Origin of the sequence: Sphingomonas sp. Leaf343 (assembly GCF_001423765.1) — a bacterium.
GTDB lineage: Bacteria > Pseudomonadota > Alphaproteobacteria > Sphingomonadales > Sphingomonadaceae > Sphingomonas.
Window position 1 is genome coordinate 192,494 of the sequence record NZ_LMPG01000014.1, and the last position, 14,182, is coordinate 206,675.

Annotated in this window: 12 protein-coding genes and 1 tRNA gene; 10 read left to right on the plus strand and 3 right to left on the minus strand. The window is 67.7% G+C overall.

What is annotated here, in order from left to right:
* Positions 1 to 216: 216 nt before the first annotated feature.
* Positions 217 to 1,521: a nicotinate phosphoribosyltransferase gene (pncB, locus tag ASG07_RS13700; RefSeq protein ID WP_055847744.1), complete on the minus strand. Its 1,305-nt coding sequence runs from the start codon at positions 1,519 to 1,521 to the stop codon at positions 217 to 219.
* A gap of 315 nt (positions 1,522 to 1,836) precedes the next feature.
* The gene (locus tag ASG07_RS13705) at positions 1,837 to 3,048 is read right to left on the minus strand and encodes a multidrug effflux MFS transporter (protein WP_055848132.1); all 1,212 of its coding nucleotides are present in this window, start codon (positions 3,046 to 3,048) and stop codon (positions 1,837 to 1,839) included.
* Positions 3,049 to 3,253: 205 nt separating this feature from the next.
* Here ASG07_RS13705 and ASG07_RS13710 point away from each other — a divergent pair, with 205 nt between their 5' ends.
* Positions 3,254 to 4,069: a hypothetical protein gene (locus tag ASG07_RS13710; RefSeq protein ID WP_055847748.1), complete on the plus strand. Its 816-nt coding sequence runs from the start codon at positions 3,254 to 3,256 to the stop codon at positions 4,067 to 4,069.
* A 7-nt stretch (positions 4,070 to 4,076) separates the two neighbouring features.
* Here ASG07_RS13710 and mutL read toward each other — a convergent pair whose 3' ends face one another.
* Positions 4,077 to 5,831, minus strand: coding sequence for a DNA mismatch repair endonuclease MutL (gene mutL / locus ASG07_RS13715; RefSeq protein ID WP_055847751.1), 1,755 nt, complete (start codon positions 5,829 to 5,831; stop codon positions 4,077 to 4,079).
* Between the two features lie 165 nt (positions 5,832 to 5,996).
* Here mutL and ASG07_RS13720 point away from each other — a divergent pair, with 165 nt between their 5' ends.
* The 9 genes from ASG07_RS13720 (at position 5,997) to ASG07_RS13760 (ending at position 14,181) form a co-directional block, all read left to right on the plus strand.
* Positions 5,997 to 7,037 carry a rod shape-determining protein gene (locus ASG07_RS13720; RefSeq protein ID WP_055848136.1) on the plus strand — a complete coding sequence of 347 codons (1,041 nt, stop codon included), beginning with the start codon at positions 5,997 to 5,999 and terminating at the stop codon, positions 7,035 to 7,037.
* Between the two features lie 23 nt (positions 7,038 to 7,060).
* The gene (gene mreC, locus ASG07_RS13725; RefSeq protein ID WP_055847754.1) at positions 7,061 to 7,939 is read left to right on the plus strand and encodes a rod shape-determining protein MreC; all 879 of its coding nucleotides are present in this window, start codon (positions 7,061 to 7,063) and stop codon (positions 7,937 to 7,939) included.
* Positions 7,936 to 8,475, plus strand: a complete 540-nt coding sequence (gene mreD, locus ASG07_RS13730; protein ID WP_055847755.1) for a rod shape-determining protein MreD — start codon at positions 7,936 to 7,938, stop codon at positions 8,473 to 8,475. The genes mreC and mreD overlap by 4 nt, the downstream gene beginning before the upstream one ends.
* Complete coding sequence (gene mrdA / locus ASG07_RS13735; protein WP_055847758.1) at positions 8,472 to 10,547, plus strand: penicillin-binding protein 2; 2,076 nt, start codon at positions 8,472 to 8,474, stop codon at positions 10,545 to 10,547. The genes mreD and mrdA overlap by 4 nt, the downstream gene beginning before the upstream one ends.
* Positions 10,544 to 11,653: a rod shape-determining protein RodA gene (gene rodA / locus ASG07_RS13740; RefSeq protein ID WP_055847761.1), complete on the plus strand. Its 1,110-nt coding sequence runs from the start codon at positions 10,544 to 10,546 to the stop codon at positions 11,651 to 11,653. Before mrdA ends, rodA begins: the two co-directional genes overlap by 4 nt.
* Positions 11,654 to 11,744: 91 nt before the next feature.
* Positions 11,745 to 11,820, plus strand: a tRNA-Lys gene (locus ASG07_RS13745).
* A 101-nt stretch (positions 11,821 to 11,921) separates the two neighbouring features.
* Entirely contained in the window at positions 11,922 to 12,272 is a 351-nt protein-coding gene (locus ASG07_RS13750; RefSeq protein ID WP_055847765.1) for a DUF6481 family protein, read from the plus strand.
* Entirely contained in the window at positions 12,269 to 12,940 is a 672-nt protein-coding gene (locus ASG07_RS13755; protein WP_055847769.1) for a spermidine synthase, read from the plus strand. Before ASG07_RS13750 ends, ASG07_RS13755 begins: the two co-directional genes overlap by 4 nt.
* Before the next feature lie 80 nt (positions 12,941 to 13,020).
* On the plus strand, positions 13,021 to 14,181 hold the full coding sequence (locus ASG07_RS13760; RefSeq protein WP_055847772.1) for an HlyD family secretion protein: 1,161 nt from the start codon (positions 13,021 to 13,023) through the stop codon (positions 14,179 to 14,181).
* Position 14,182 lies beyond the last annotated feature (1 nt).

The window sequence follows — 14,182 nt, forward strand, 5'->3', positions numbered from 1 at the left end:
GGCCTCCAGGATGCTGCGGATGCTTGGCTCAGGGACAGGTCACGCAGGCGCCGATCACGGCAGCCAGCGGGATGAGAGCGAAGACGAGGGGAAAAAGCTGCTTCATGACGCACCTGATGGCGAGAGGTCTTGCCCGTCATAATGCCGCCGCCGCCCGAAAGGTTGCGGTGGCGTGAACGACAATCATGATCTGGATGTAGCGAAGCGGGACGACGATCAGACCTGCACCGCGACATCAGCCCGGCCATCGTCGCCGAATATCCGCAGATAGCGGGCGATCTCGTCGGGTAAGCCGCTGGCCTTGGCGGGATTGTCCGACAGCTTCACGACCGGGCATCCGTTCGCCGCCACGACCTTCGCCACCAGCGAAATCGGCGCGAGCGCGTCGCCACCGCCGCTGTCGCAGCCGCGGAAATCGTTCGTCAGGTTGGTGCCCCAGCCGAAACTGGTCCGCACCCGCCCATCGAAGTGGTTGTAGGCCCGCTCTATCGACTCCACGTCCATCCCGTCGGAGAAGATCAGCAGTTTCTCGCGCGGATCGCGGCCATGCGCAGTCCACCAATCGATGATCGCCTCCCCCGCCGTGATCGGCGGTGCGCTGTCCGGACGAAAGCCCGTCCAGTCCGCCACCCAGTCGGGCGCACCGCGCAGGAATGCGGCGGTCCCGAACGCGTCGGGCAGAACGACGAGCAGATTGCCGCGATAATGCCGCTGCCATTCCTCCAGCACGCGGTACGGCGCGGCCGCGATCCCGGCGTCGTTATCGGCCAGCGCGGCGAGCACCATCGGCAGTTCGTGCGCGTTGGTGCCGATCGCCTCCAGCCCGGCGTCCATCGCCAGCAGGACGTTGGACGTCCCGATGAAGCGATCACCAAGCCCTTCCTGCAACGCCTCCACGCACCAGCGTTGCCACAGGAAGCCATGCCGTCGTCGAGTCCCGAAGTCCGACAGGACGAGGTCGGGCAGCGCCGCCAGCCGCTCCACCTTGTCCCACAACCGCGCCTTGGCCCGCGCATAGATCACGTCGAGTTCGAACCGCCCCCGGCCCTTCAGCGCGGCACGCGACCGCAGTTCGTTGACAATCGCCAGCGCGGGCACCTCCCACATCGTCGTGTGCGTCCACGGACCGGCGAAGCGGAGCTCGAACTGTCCGTCGACCGTCCTCAATTCATATTCGGGCAGGCGAAAATCGGCGAGCCACGCGATGAAGTCGGGCGCGAACATGCGAGCCTCGCCGTAGAAGCTGTTTCCCGCCAGCCAGATCAGCTCGCGCTTGTCGAACCGCAGCGTCCGCGCGTGATCGAGTTGGGCGCGCAACTCGCCCTCGTCGATGATGTCGGCCAACCGCACCGACCGGGTCCGATTGATGAGCGTGAAGGTGGCGTCGACCGTCGGATGCACGTTGCGGATCATCTGCAGCATCAGCAGCTTGTAGAAATCGGTGTCGAGCAGGCTGCGGACGATCGGGTCCAGCCGCCAGCCGTGGTTCCATACGCGCGTGGCGATATCGGTCACCGGCATCGCATCGACCGTTCACCCGTCATAACCCCGTCCCCTGCATCGACACGCTACGATCGGAAGCGGCGGCCGTTCCGGCAACAAACACCGCGCCATCAAACCACCGGAAAACATCATAAACTATGTTGGATACGGAGGCGCGGGAGGGAAATCATGAGGAATGATCGCGTTCGATGGCCGCCTGCCACCAACCTGAAAGGTTTCCGATGAGCCAGCCCTCCCCGCCCGATCGCCGGTATCTGCGCATGGTCCTCGGCGGCATCATCGCCCTCGTCGCGCTCATCATCGTCATCGGCACGGCACAATATTGGGCGACCTTCAACTGAGCGGCGACTCCGTCGCCATCCGCGCCCGGAACAGCTGACCGCGCTCGATCAACAGCACAACGACGAGCACCGCGACACCGATGCCCAGATACCCGATCGCCAGGGGCAGCGTCGTCCCGTCATACGCCTGACCGATGATCGATCCGACGATCACCGCGCCGATGCTGGTGATGAAGCCCTGCACCGACGACGCGCTGCCGGCGATGTGCCCGACCGGCTCCATCGCCATCGCACCGAAGTTCGAACCGCACAGGCCGATGCAGGTCATGCTGAGCGCCTGAAACAGGATGTAGCTGACGAGCGACTCGTGCCCGCTGGCGATCACCGCGATATGGACGATCGACAGCCCGATCAGCGCGAACACCCCCGCTTGCGAGATCAGTCGGGTGCCCAGCCGTTCAACCAGCCGACTGTTGGCGAAGCTGGCGCAGGCCATCGCGAAGGCACAGAGCGCGAACAGCAAGGTGAATCGCTCGCCCGCGCCGAACTCGTCGACGAAGATCTGCTGCGCCGACGACACGAAGGCGATGATCCCCCCGAACGTCAGCGATGCGGCGAAGGCATAGCCCACCGAGTAGCGATCGGTCAGCGTGGTGCGATACGCGTTGCCGAGCGAGGCGAGCGAAATAGCCCGCCGCCGCGCGATCGGCAGCGTTTCCGGCAGCCGGATTGCGCTCCATGCCAGCACGAACGCCGCGAACGCCCCGAGCGCATAGAAGATGAAGCGCCACGGCCCGAACGCCAACAGCCCCTGCCCCAGTGTCGGCGCGAGGATCGGCACGAGGAAGAAGATCATCTGCGCCAACGACAGCGTCCGCGCCATCTGCCGCCCGGAGAACCTGTCGCGGACGATCGCCACCGCCAGCACACGGGTGGAGGCGGACATCAACCCCTGCAACATGCGTGCACCCAGCAGCGCCGCGAACGTCGCCGATCCCGCCGCGAAGACACTCGCCGCGACAAAGCCTGCCAGCGTGACGAGCAGGATCGGCTTGCGCCCGAACCGGTCGGCCAGCGGGCCATAGATCAGCTGCCCGGTACCGAAGCCGAGCATATAGGCGGTGACGATCCACTGCCGGTGATTGGCGGTCGCGATCGCGAGGTCGTGGCCGATCTGCGACATCGCGGGCAGCATCAGGTCGACGCCCAGCGCGTTCACCGCCATCACCGCCGCGACGAAGGCGACGAACTCGTTGGGGTGCATGTCGGCCGCGGGCGTGTCGGCATCCGGCGTTCGTTCAGTCATCCCGGCCGCTTAGCGCGGGATCGACAGAGAGGCCATGACGTCGTCGGGTCGAAGGGCGGATCGACTCCGCCCCAATGTCGACGGTGGACAGCGCCCTCGCGGCAGTGATATCATCGCAGTATCCGAAGACCTTGGGGAAGGTCTGGAGTTTCCGGGGGGAAACATGCCGTATCGCAAAGCATGGCTGTTCATCGTCGCCTTGATCGCGGCGACGATCTTCGCGTTCTGGCGAAGCTATTTCGGCAGATTGTCTTCGTCATCAGCGGGTTTTCATATCCACGGCATGACGGCGGGCCTGTGGATGCTGCTGCTGCTCGCCCAAAGCTGGACGCCGCATCGCGGTGGTATCGCGGTCCACCGCGGTCTCGGGAAAACGACGTTCGTCGCCATGCCTCTCTTCGCAGCCGGATCGATGGGCGTGATCCACTCGATGGCGACGGGGACGGCCGGCGGCCATCCCTTCTACGCGATCTGGGGTGCCCGGCTTGCATTCATCGACATCCTCGCCTTCGGTGCGGTGCTTTATGCCGTCGGCATGGCGTTCCGGCATCGGCGCAACGTGCGCCTTCACGCCGGTTACATGCTTTCGACCGCGCTGCCGCTGGTCAGCCCCGTCCTCGGCCGCGTGTTCAACCAGACCGTACCCGGCATCATCATCCGCGGTCCGCAGGATTTTCACCTGTTCGGATGGGGCGTGCAACTCGCCAACCTCGTCGCGGGCATCGTCGCACTCTGGCTATGGCGACGTGATACCCGGAACGGCAAACCCTGGGCGGTCGCGCTTGGCGTCGTCGTCGTGCAGGCCGTCGGGTTCGAAACCGTCGCTGTCGGCGAAACCTGGCGCAAGCTGTTCACCGTCATCGGAACCTCGCCGCTGGCGGCGCTGATGGCCTTCGGGCTGGTGGCGGGCCTCGTCGCCGTCATTCTGGGCTGGACCGCAGCCGCCGGTCGCAAAACCGGCCGAACGGTGTTCGTGTAGCTTCCTTTCACTTCCGGCCGAACAGCTTCTCCACGTCGTGCATCTTTAATTTCACCCAGGTCGGTCGGCCATGGTTGCACTGGCCGGAATGCGGAGTCGCTTCCATCTCGCGGAGCAGCGCGTTCATTTCCATGACCGACAGCACACGCCCCGCCCGGACCGAGCCGTGGCACGCCATCGTTCCCGCCACCGCGTCGAGCCGTTCGCGCAGCGACAGCGCCTGATCGAACGCCGCAAGTTCGTCGGCCAGATCGGTGACCAGCCCGCGGGGATCGGATTGCCCGAGCAGGGCCGGCGTCGCGCGCACCAGCATCGCCCGCGCCCCGAACCGTTCCAGCTCCAGCCCGAATTCCGCCAGCTCGTCCGCCCGCGCCTCCAGCCGGTCGCAGGCCGGTTCGTCCAGCTCCACGACCTCCGGCAGCAACAACGCCTGAGCCGCCACCCGTCCGCCCGCCAGCGCCGCACGCATCCGTTCCAGCACCAGCCGCTCGTGCGCGGCATGCTGGTCGACGATGACCAGCCCGTCCTCCGCCTCCGCCACGACGTAGGTCCGCGCGACCTGCCCCCGTGCAACGCCGAGCGGGTGCGCGATCGTGGCAGGCGGGACCGCATGCGCGGCTTCAGCGCGAGCCTGGGGCGGAGGGGCACTGAAGAACCCGGGCCGCCGGTCGAAAAGGGTCGTCGCAGCCGGCGCGGGCTCCGGCCAGCCCGGCATCGCCGCGACCGGCTCCGGTTGCCAGCGGGCGAGCGCGTCCTCGCCCGGGCGTTGCACGCTGCGATGGCCGGCATCGTCCAGCGCACGGCGCAAACCCGATACGATCAGCCCGCGCACCAGCGCCGGGTCGCGGAACCGGACCTCCGTCTTTGCCGGGTGCACGTTCACGTCGACCTGCTCGCCCGGCAGGTCGATGAACAGCGCGACGACGGCGTGGCGGTCGCGCGGCATCATCTCCGCATAGGCACCGCGGATCGCGCCGATCAGCAGCCGGTCCTTTACCGGGCGACCGTTGACGAACAGATACTGGTGGTCGGCGACACCGCGGTGGAAGGTCGGCAGACCGGCGACACCGCCCAGCACCACCTCCTCGCGCACCCAGTCGATCGCGACCGCGTTCTCGGCGAGCGCGCGATCGGTCAGCGCGGCAACGCGGGCGGGCCGGTCCTGCCCTGGCGGCACCGACAGCACGCGCCGCCCGTCATGCTCCACCGTCACTCCGACATCGGGCCGCGCCATCGCCAGCCGCCGGACCGCATCAAGACAGGCGGCATATTCGCTGCGCGGACTGCGCAAGAACTTGCGCCGGGCGGGAACGCGCGCGAACAGGTCCTCGACCAGAATGCGCGTTCCGGGCGGCACCGCCGCGGGTCCCTCCGTCACCACCTTCCCGTTGTCGACCACACGCCGCCAGCCGTCCGCGCCCGCCGGCCGGCTCTCCAGCGTCAGCCGCGCGACGCTGGCGATCGAGGGCAACGCCTCGCCGCGGAAGCCCAGCGTTGATACCGCCTCGATCGCCTCGTCCGGCAGTTTCGACGTACAATGCCTCTCCAGCGCCAGCGCCATGTCGTCCGGCGTCATCCCGCAACCGTCGTCGGCGACTTCGATCCGCGTCAGGCCGCCCTCTGCCAGCGTCACGGCGACGCGAGTCGCGCCCGCGTCGATCGCGTTCTCGACCAGTTCCTTCAACGCGCTGGCGGGCCTTTCCACCACTTCACCGGCAGCGATACGATTGACCAGATGCGCAGGGAGACGCCGTATTGACATGGGGCCGGCACTTAGACCAAGCGCAGGCATCCCGCGACCCCGCACGATGTGACAAACCGCCGCTTACTTATGTCGGGGCGGGTTTCGGGGGATGCCGATGCGATTGCCCCACGACCCGAAACTTTGCCGGCTCCCTACGGCCGGCGTGACACGGAACTCCGCTCCATGAATCCCTTCCGCTTCTTCAAGTTCATGTCGCAGGATATGGCCATCGACCTCGGCACCGCGAATACGGTGGTGTACGTCCGGGGCCGCGGCATCGTGCTGAACGAGCCGTCGGTGGTCGCGGTGGAGACGCTGAACGGCGTCCGGCGGGTCAAGGCGGTCGGCGACGACGCCAAGCTGATGATGGGCAAGACGCCGGGCACGATCGAGGCGATCCGGCCGCTGCGCGACGGCGTCATCGCCGACATCGACGTCGCCGAGGAGATGATCAAGCACTTCATCCGCAAGGTGCACGGCCCCCGCAAGTTCGCCCGCTGGCCCGAGATCGTGATTTGCGTGCCGTCGGGCTCGACCAAGGTCGAGCGCCGCGCGATCCGCGACGCCGCGTCGAATGCCGGCGCCAGCCAGGTGTTCCTGATCGAGGAGCCGATGGCCGCCGCGATCGGGGCGGACATGCCCGTGACGGAGCCGATCGGGTCGATGGTCGTCGATATCGGCGGCGGCACGACCGAAGTCGCGGTGCTGTCGCTGCGCGGCCTCGCCTACACTACCTCCGTCCGCGTCGGCGGCGACAAGATGGACGAGGCGATCGTCAGCTATGTCCGCCGCAACCACAATCTGCTGATCGGCGAGGCCACGGCCGAGCGGATCAAGCAGGAGGTCGGCTGCGCGAAGCCGCCCGCCGACGGTATCGGCGCGGTCATCTACATCAAGGGCCGCGATCTGGTGAACGGCGTGCCCAAGGAGATCCAGATCAATCAGGGGCAGATCGCCGAGGCGCTGTCCGAACCGGTGGCGACGATCGTCGAGGGCGTTCGCGTCGCGCTGGAGAATACCGCGCCCGAACTCGCCGCCGACATCGTCGATCAGGGCATCGTCCTGACCGGCGGCGGCGCGCTGTTGCAGGGGCTGGACGAGGTGCTGCGCGACGAGACCGGCCTGCCGGTCATGGTCGCAGAGGACCCGCTGACCTGCGTTGCGCTCGGCACCGGTCGCGCGCTGGAGGATCCGATGTTCCGCGGCGTCCTTCAGAACGGCTGACCTCCAGGGAAGGAGGCCGGCGCATGGCGCCCGTCCACGACCGCAGGACCGGATTTTCGCGGCGGCGGCAATATAGCATGTTCATCGGCTACGTCCTCGCCGTGGCCGGCGCGGTCGTGGGCGGCGTCCTGCTCGTCGCCAGCCGGTTCGACCCCCCTCTGTTCGCCGGCATGCGGATGGCTGTAGCGGGCGTGACGGTGCCGGTGTCGTCCGGGCTGTCGGCGATGGGTCGCGGGCTGGCCGTGGTGCCGGACGCGATCAACGGCTGGGTATTCGCGCATCAGGAGAATGCGGCGATGAAACGCGAACTGGCGGTCACCCGTCCATTGCTGTCACGCGCCCGCGTCATCGCCTATGACAATCGCCGGTTGCGCACCTTGCTCGTCCTGAGGGAACGCGACGAGCAGGTGGTCGTCACCGCCCGTCTCGTCAGTTCGTCCGCCACCAGCGGCCGCCGCTTCGCCCTGTTGAATGCCGGGCGGCTGAACGGCGTGCGGCCGGGCATGCCGGTGCGCGGTCCGGAGGGGCTGATCGGCCGCGTGACGGAAACCGGCCTCAATGCCGCACGCGTGCTGTTGCTGTCCGATCCCGACAGCATCGTCCCCGTCCGCCGCACGCGCGATGGCCTTCCGGCGATCGTCGCCGGGCGCGGCGACGGTGCGGTCGATCTGCGGTCCGTCAACGCGACCAACGTCCGCTTCTCGCCCGGCGACCTGTTCGTGACGAGCGGCACCGGCGGCCTCTATGCGCCCGGCATCCCGGTGGCGCGGGTCGTGACCGGCGGTTCCGACACGGTCATCGCCCGCACCTTCGCCCAGCCCGATACGTTCGACTTCGCGATCGTCAGTCGCGTGTTCGTGCCGCTGCCACCCGCCGCGCCCGCCCCGGCCACAGCGCCTTGAGCGGGATCGAATACAACCCCTTCGCGCCGCCCCTGCCGCCGGGTCGTGCCCGCGCGCTGCCGTGGATGACGGTGATGCTGGGATCGCTGACCACGACGATCCCGATCGTCGCCACGGTTCCGATCCTGCCGCCGCTCGGGCTGCTGGTGCTGGTGACGTGGCGTCTGCTCGCGCGGTTCGCGCTGCGGCCCTGGGCCGCCGCTCCCCTCGGCGCCTTCGACGATCTGCTCAGCGGCCAGCCGCTGGGCTCCTCGGTGCTGCTCTGGTCGCTCGTTTTTCTGGGCATCGATCTGATCGAGCGGCGTCTGGTCTATCGTGATTTCTGGCAGGACTGGCTGATCGCGTCGGCGGCGATCGTCTTCTGTCTGGCGGGCGGCCACATCGTCGCCATGCCGGTGGGTGCGCCGATCGACGCCGCGATGGCAGCGCAGGCGATCGCGACGATCCTGTTGTTTCCCGTCGCCGCGCGGATGGTGGCGTGGATCGATCGCAAGCGGGGCATGAACTCCGGCCTGCCCACCGGGGACACGGCATGAGGCGCAGCCCAAGGATCGTCACGGAGGCGATGCAATCGTACAGCTTCTCCCGCCGGGCATGGCTGCTCGGCGCGGCGCAGGCCGGCGTGGGAGTGATGCTGGCCGGACGCATGGCGTGGCTCTCGATCGCCCAGAACGAGCATTACAGCATCCTGTCCGAAAAGAACCGCGTCGACTCGACGGTGATCCCGCCCCGGCGCGGCTGGATCGTCGATCGCAACGGCGTTCCGATCGCCAACAACCGCACCGATTTCCGGGTCGATATCATCCCGGACCGGCTGCGCGACAAGGATCGCGTGCTGGAGGTACTTCGGCAGCTTCTCAGCCTGACGCCGGAAGACATGGCGCGCGTGAAGATCGATCTCGACCGCGCCGCGGGGTTCCAGCCCGTGCAGGTGGCCGAGCGACTCGACTGGGAGCGGTTCGCCGCCGTCAGCGTGCGCCTGCCCGAACTGCCCGGCGTCCAGCCCAGCCGCGCCTTCGCCCGCCACTATCCGGCGGGTGCCGCGGTGGCTCATCTGACCGGCTATGTCGGCGCACCCAGCGCTGAGCAGTTCAAGGCCACGCGCGACGGCCTGCTCGTGACACCGGGCTTCAAGCTCGGTAAGGATGGTCTTGAAAAGGCTTTGGAAAACCGGCTGCGCGGCCAGCCGGGGGCAAAGCGCGTGGAAGTCACCGCGCGTGGCAAGCTGGTTGCCGAGTTGGCCACGCGTCCCGACGTGCCGGGGAAAACAGCCAAGCTGACGATCGATGCCGGGCTTCAGGAATATGCCGCACGCCGGCTCGGCACCAACTCGGGTTCGGCGGTCGTGATCGACTGCCGCACCGGCGAGATGCTGTGCATGGTCTCGGTGCCCGCTTACGATCCCAACAGCTTCTCTGACGGGATCAGCCACCTCGAATGGCAGATGCTGTCGGACGACGACCACGTCCCCTTGATGAACAAGGTCACGCAGGGGCTTTATCCGCCGGGGTCCACGGTCAAACCGATGAACGCGCTGGCGCTGCTCGATGCTGGTGTCTCGCCCGACCAGCGCATCAACTGCACCGGCGCGATGCGCGTCGGCACCGGCGTCTTCCACTGCCACAAGCGCGGCGGCCACGGCCCGCTCGACATGAAAGGCGCGGTCGCGCAGTCATGCGACATCTATTTCTACGAGATGATCCGCCGGCTCGGCTACGACCGGGTCGCGCCGGTGGCGCGCACGGTCGGGCTGGGGCAGAAATTCGACCTGCCGTTCACCACGCAACGCTACGGCACCGTCCCGGATTCTGCGTGGAAGTTACGCAAACACAAAACAAATTGGCGCGTTTCCGACGCGTTGAACGCTTCGATCGGGCAAGGTGATGTTCTCGCCAATCCGCTGCAACTCGCGGTCATGGCAGCACGCCTCGCCTCCGGTCGCGCATTGCAACCGAGCATTCTGGCCGATCAGGTTCACCGTGACGCGCCGGTGCTGCCCTATCAATCCGAACACCTGCAACTGGTGCGGGAGGCAATGTGGGCCGTCGTCAATGGCGGCGGCACCGGCGGGGCGGCACGGCTGCTGATCCCGAACGTACAGATTGCGGCGAAGACCGGCACTGCCCAGGTCCGCCGCATCACCATGGCAGAGCGTCGCTCCGGCGTGCTGAAGAACGGGCAGTTGCCGTTCAAGCTGCGCGACCACGCCCTGTTCGTCTGCTTCGCGCCCGCCGACAATCCTCGCTATGCCGCGAGCATCGTGCTCGAACATAACGGCCATACCGTCCGCAATCTGGACACGCCGCTGATCGGGCGCGACATCATGACGTATATGCTCGATCGCGACCGGGCGCTGGCATCGCTGGCGGAGGTGGAACCCACCTGGGGCGGCGACATCGCGACGCGCATGGCGGCGACGGAGGCGGCGTATCGCGCCGCCCGCAACCCGCCCCCGGCCGCCGCCGCGACCAAGACCGACTCGGTCGTCCCCAGCGACGCGCCCGCCGTCGAACGCGCGACCGACCTCGCCAACCAGACGCAGGCGGCCCTTGCGACGAACACCGTCGCCGAGGAAGGCTCCACCGAAAGCATGGAGCGCGGCGAATGAGCGGGCGGACCGTACCGGAGGGTTTGGCCCGTCTCCCGTGGAAGGTCATCCTGCTGGTGATCGCGATTGGCGTGTTCGGTCAGATCGTGCTCTATTCGGCCGCGGGTGGTTCGTTCAGTCCGTGGGCGAAATCCCAGGGGCTGCGCTTCTTCATCCTGCTGGGTGGCGCCATCGCCATCTCGCGCGTGCCGGAGCGCATCTGGAAGGCAGGTGCGTTGCCCGTGTACGCGGCGATCCTCGTCGCGCTGGTGCTGGTGGAATTGCTCGGCGCGATCAAGGGCGGCAGCCAGCGCTGGCTCGATCTCGGCTTCATCCGGTTGCAGCCATCGGAGTTCATGAAGCCGGCGATCGTCCTCGCCTGCGCCAAATTCTACGACCTGCTGCCTGCCGGAGAGACCCGCCGGTTTTCGGCGGTGTGGCCGGCGGCTCTGCTGATCGGCCTCCCCGCAGCGTTCGTGATGAAACAACCCGATCTCGGCACCGCGCTGATGATCTGCGCGGGCGGCGCGACGGTTATGTTCCTAGCCGGCATCCCGCTCCGCCTGTTCGTCGGCGGTGCGCTCGCGGTGGCGGTGGCGATCCCGCTCGCGGTCGTCTTCGCGCTCCACGACTACCAGCGCAACCGGATCATGATCTTCCTTGATCCCGAAAGCGACCCCCTCGGGACCGGCTATCACATCAGCCAGTCGAAGATCGCGATCGGGTCGGGCGGTCTCTGGGGCAAGGGATTCCTCAACGGCACCCAGAGCCATCTCGACTATCTACCTGAGGGACATACCGATTTCGTCTTCGCAACCATGGCGGAGGAATGGGGTCTGGTCGGCGGGTGCCTGCTGATCCTGGCCTTTCTCCTCGTTATCCGCTGGGGCATCGACGTCGCGCAGGCGGCGGAGGGGCGGTTCGCCCGACTGACCGCGGCGGGGCTGGCGACGACGATCTTCTTCTACGTCGCGATCAACCTGATGATGGTGATGGGTCTTGCCCCCGTGGTCGGCATCCCGTTGCCGCTGGTCAGCTTTGGCAGTTCGGCCCAGCTGACCGTGCTGCTCAGCCTCGGCATCCTGATGTCGATCGACCGCCAGAATCGCCGTCGCCCGGGCTGGTGAACGTAAAAAAGGGGTTGCGCGGCCCGCCCACGCTGCTAACAGCGCGCTTCCCGACGAGGGGCGGTGCCAAGCGCCACCCGATGAACGGTACGGACGCATAGCTCAGTTGGTAGAGCAGCTGACTCTTAATCAGCGGGTCCTTGGTTCGAGCCCAAGTGCGTCCACCAGATTTTCCAGGGGCTTCGCGGTGACGCGAAGCCCTTTTGGTTTGTGGCTTCCCCGACTATCCTCATCCTGGGCGATCACGCCCGTAACAGCGGAACCCTACATGGCAGGCTTCAAGGCCCCCGATTTCAACGAGCGTAACGCTGCCGCGCGCGACGCCAGACAGCGCGCGCTGGAGCAGCTTCGCGCCAAGCCGGCCCTCGATCCGGAGGTCGTCGCCGAGCGCGCCGCCAAGCTGGCCGCCAAGGAAGCGGCGGAGGCCGAGAAGCGCGCCGCCAAGGCCGCGGCGATCGCGGAAGCCAAGGCGGAGCGCGAAGCCGCTGCCGCCGCCAAGGCCGCCGCGGAAGCGGAAGCGCTCGCCGCGAAGAACCCCGCGCGCCTGCTGCCGACCGAAGCCGAGCTGAAGGCGGCTCGCGACGCGCGCTATGCCGCGCGGAAAGCTCGCAAGCGTTGACCCCACGCGAGTTGCTGGGCGTGGCGGAGGTGCCGGGCGGTCCGCCGCTCCGACTGTTCCGCCGCGGTGGCGACTTCATGATCGTGCTCGAACGCAACGAGTTGATGAGCACGCGGATGAACGGGTCCGAGATCGCGCTAGGCACGATGACGTGCGGGCGGCTGGCGGGGCGCGCCGCGCCCCGGCTGCTGATCGGCGGGTACGGCATGGGCTTTACCTTGCGCGCGGTTCTCGGCCTGCTCGATGCCAAGGCGCGGGTAGTGGTGGCGGAGCTGGTTCCCGGCATCGTCGACTGGGCGCGCGGGCCGATGGCGGACCTGACGGGCGGTTGTCTGGACGATCCCCGCGTCGATCTGCGCCTCACCGATGTCGGCGCGGTGCTGGATGCGCCGGAGGACGGATATGACGCGATCCTGCTCGACGTCGACAATGGCCCTGACGGGCTGACCCGTCCGGCGAACGACGGCCTCTACACGTCGCGTGGCCTGTCCCGTGCGCGCATGGCCCTGCGACCCGGCGGCATCCTCGCGATCTGGTCGGCCGCCCCCGATGCGGCGTTCGCCCGCCGTCTGGCGCATGCCGGCTTCATCGTCGACGAAGTCCGCACCAAGGCGCGCGACAATGGCAAAGGGCCGACCCACGTGATCTGGTTCGCTACCCGCCGATAGCATGAATCGCATGCTTATCGGTTGAACCGGACACCGTGTCCGTTTATGGCCCGCGCCGACATCAGGCAGTCGAGCGCATCATGAACCAGGACGACACCGCCCCAGCCCCGCGGGACGAGGCCGACGCTACACCGCCGAAGCGCAAGCTGAGCGGCAGGGCGAAGGCGATCCTGCTGATCGTCGTGCTCGGGCTGATCGTCGCGGTTGTGATCTGGTTCGTCGACTATCGCACGCACGGCCGGTTCCGGCAGGAGACCAACGACGCCACGATTCGCGCCGACGCGGTCACCGTCGCGCCGAAGACCGCGGGCTATGTCGCGGAGGTGCTGGTCGCGGACAACCAGGACGTCGCCGCCGGACAGCCCCTAGTCCGCATCGACCCGCGCGATTATCGCGCCCAGATGGCGCAGGCCGACGCGCAGGTCGCCGTCGCGCAGGCGCAGGCGGACAGCGCCCGCGCGCAGATCCGTGAACAATATGCCACCATTGAGCAAGCCCGCGCGCAACTCGCCGCCGCGCGGGCACAGGCGGCATTCGATGCCTCCGAGGTGGCGCGTTACACCCCCCTCGCCGCCTCCGGTGCCGAGACGCGGGAGAAGCTGGCGCAGCTTCGCGCCACCGCGACGCGATCGGCGGAGGAAGCCCGTGTCCAGGCAGCGGCGCTCCTCACGCAGCAACGCCGTATCGCCAGCTTCACGTCGCAGGTCCGTCAGGGCGAGGCGCAGGGCCGCGCCGCACAGGCGCAGCGAGAGGCGGCGAACGTCGACGTGCAGGCGACATTGCTGCGCGCACCGATCGCCGGCCGCATCGGCGACAGGACCGTGACGGTCGGCCAGTACGCACAGGCCGGCACCCGGCTGATGTCGATCGTGCCGCTCGACAAGCTCTACATCGTCGCGAATTTCAAGGAGACGCAGTTGGCGCTGATGCGCGTCGGCCAGCCCGCCACGATCAAGGTCGATGCGCTGGACGGTGTCGAACTCCACGGCCGCGTCGTCAGTCAGTCGCCCGGCACCGGTGCTCAATTCTCGCTGCTGCCGCCCGAAAACGCGACGGGCAATTTCACCAAGATCACCCAGCGTGTGCCGGTGCGGATCGCGCTAGAAGCTACGCCGGATGCGCGTCGGCTGCTGGTGCCGGGCCTGTCGGTGACGGTCACCGTCGATACGATCTCTGCCAAAGGCGATCTCGATCGCCTCCGCGACCAGCAGAAGCAATTGCAGGACCGGCAGGCCCACTGAC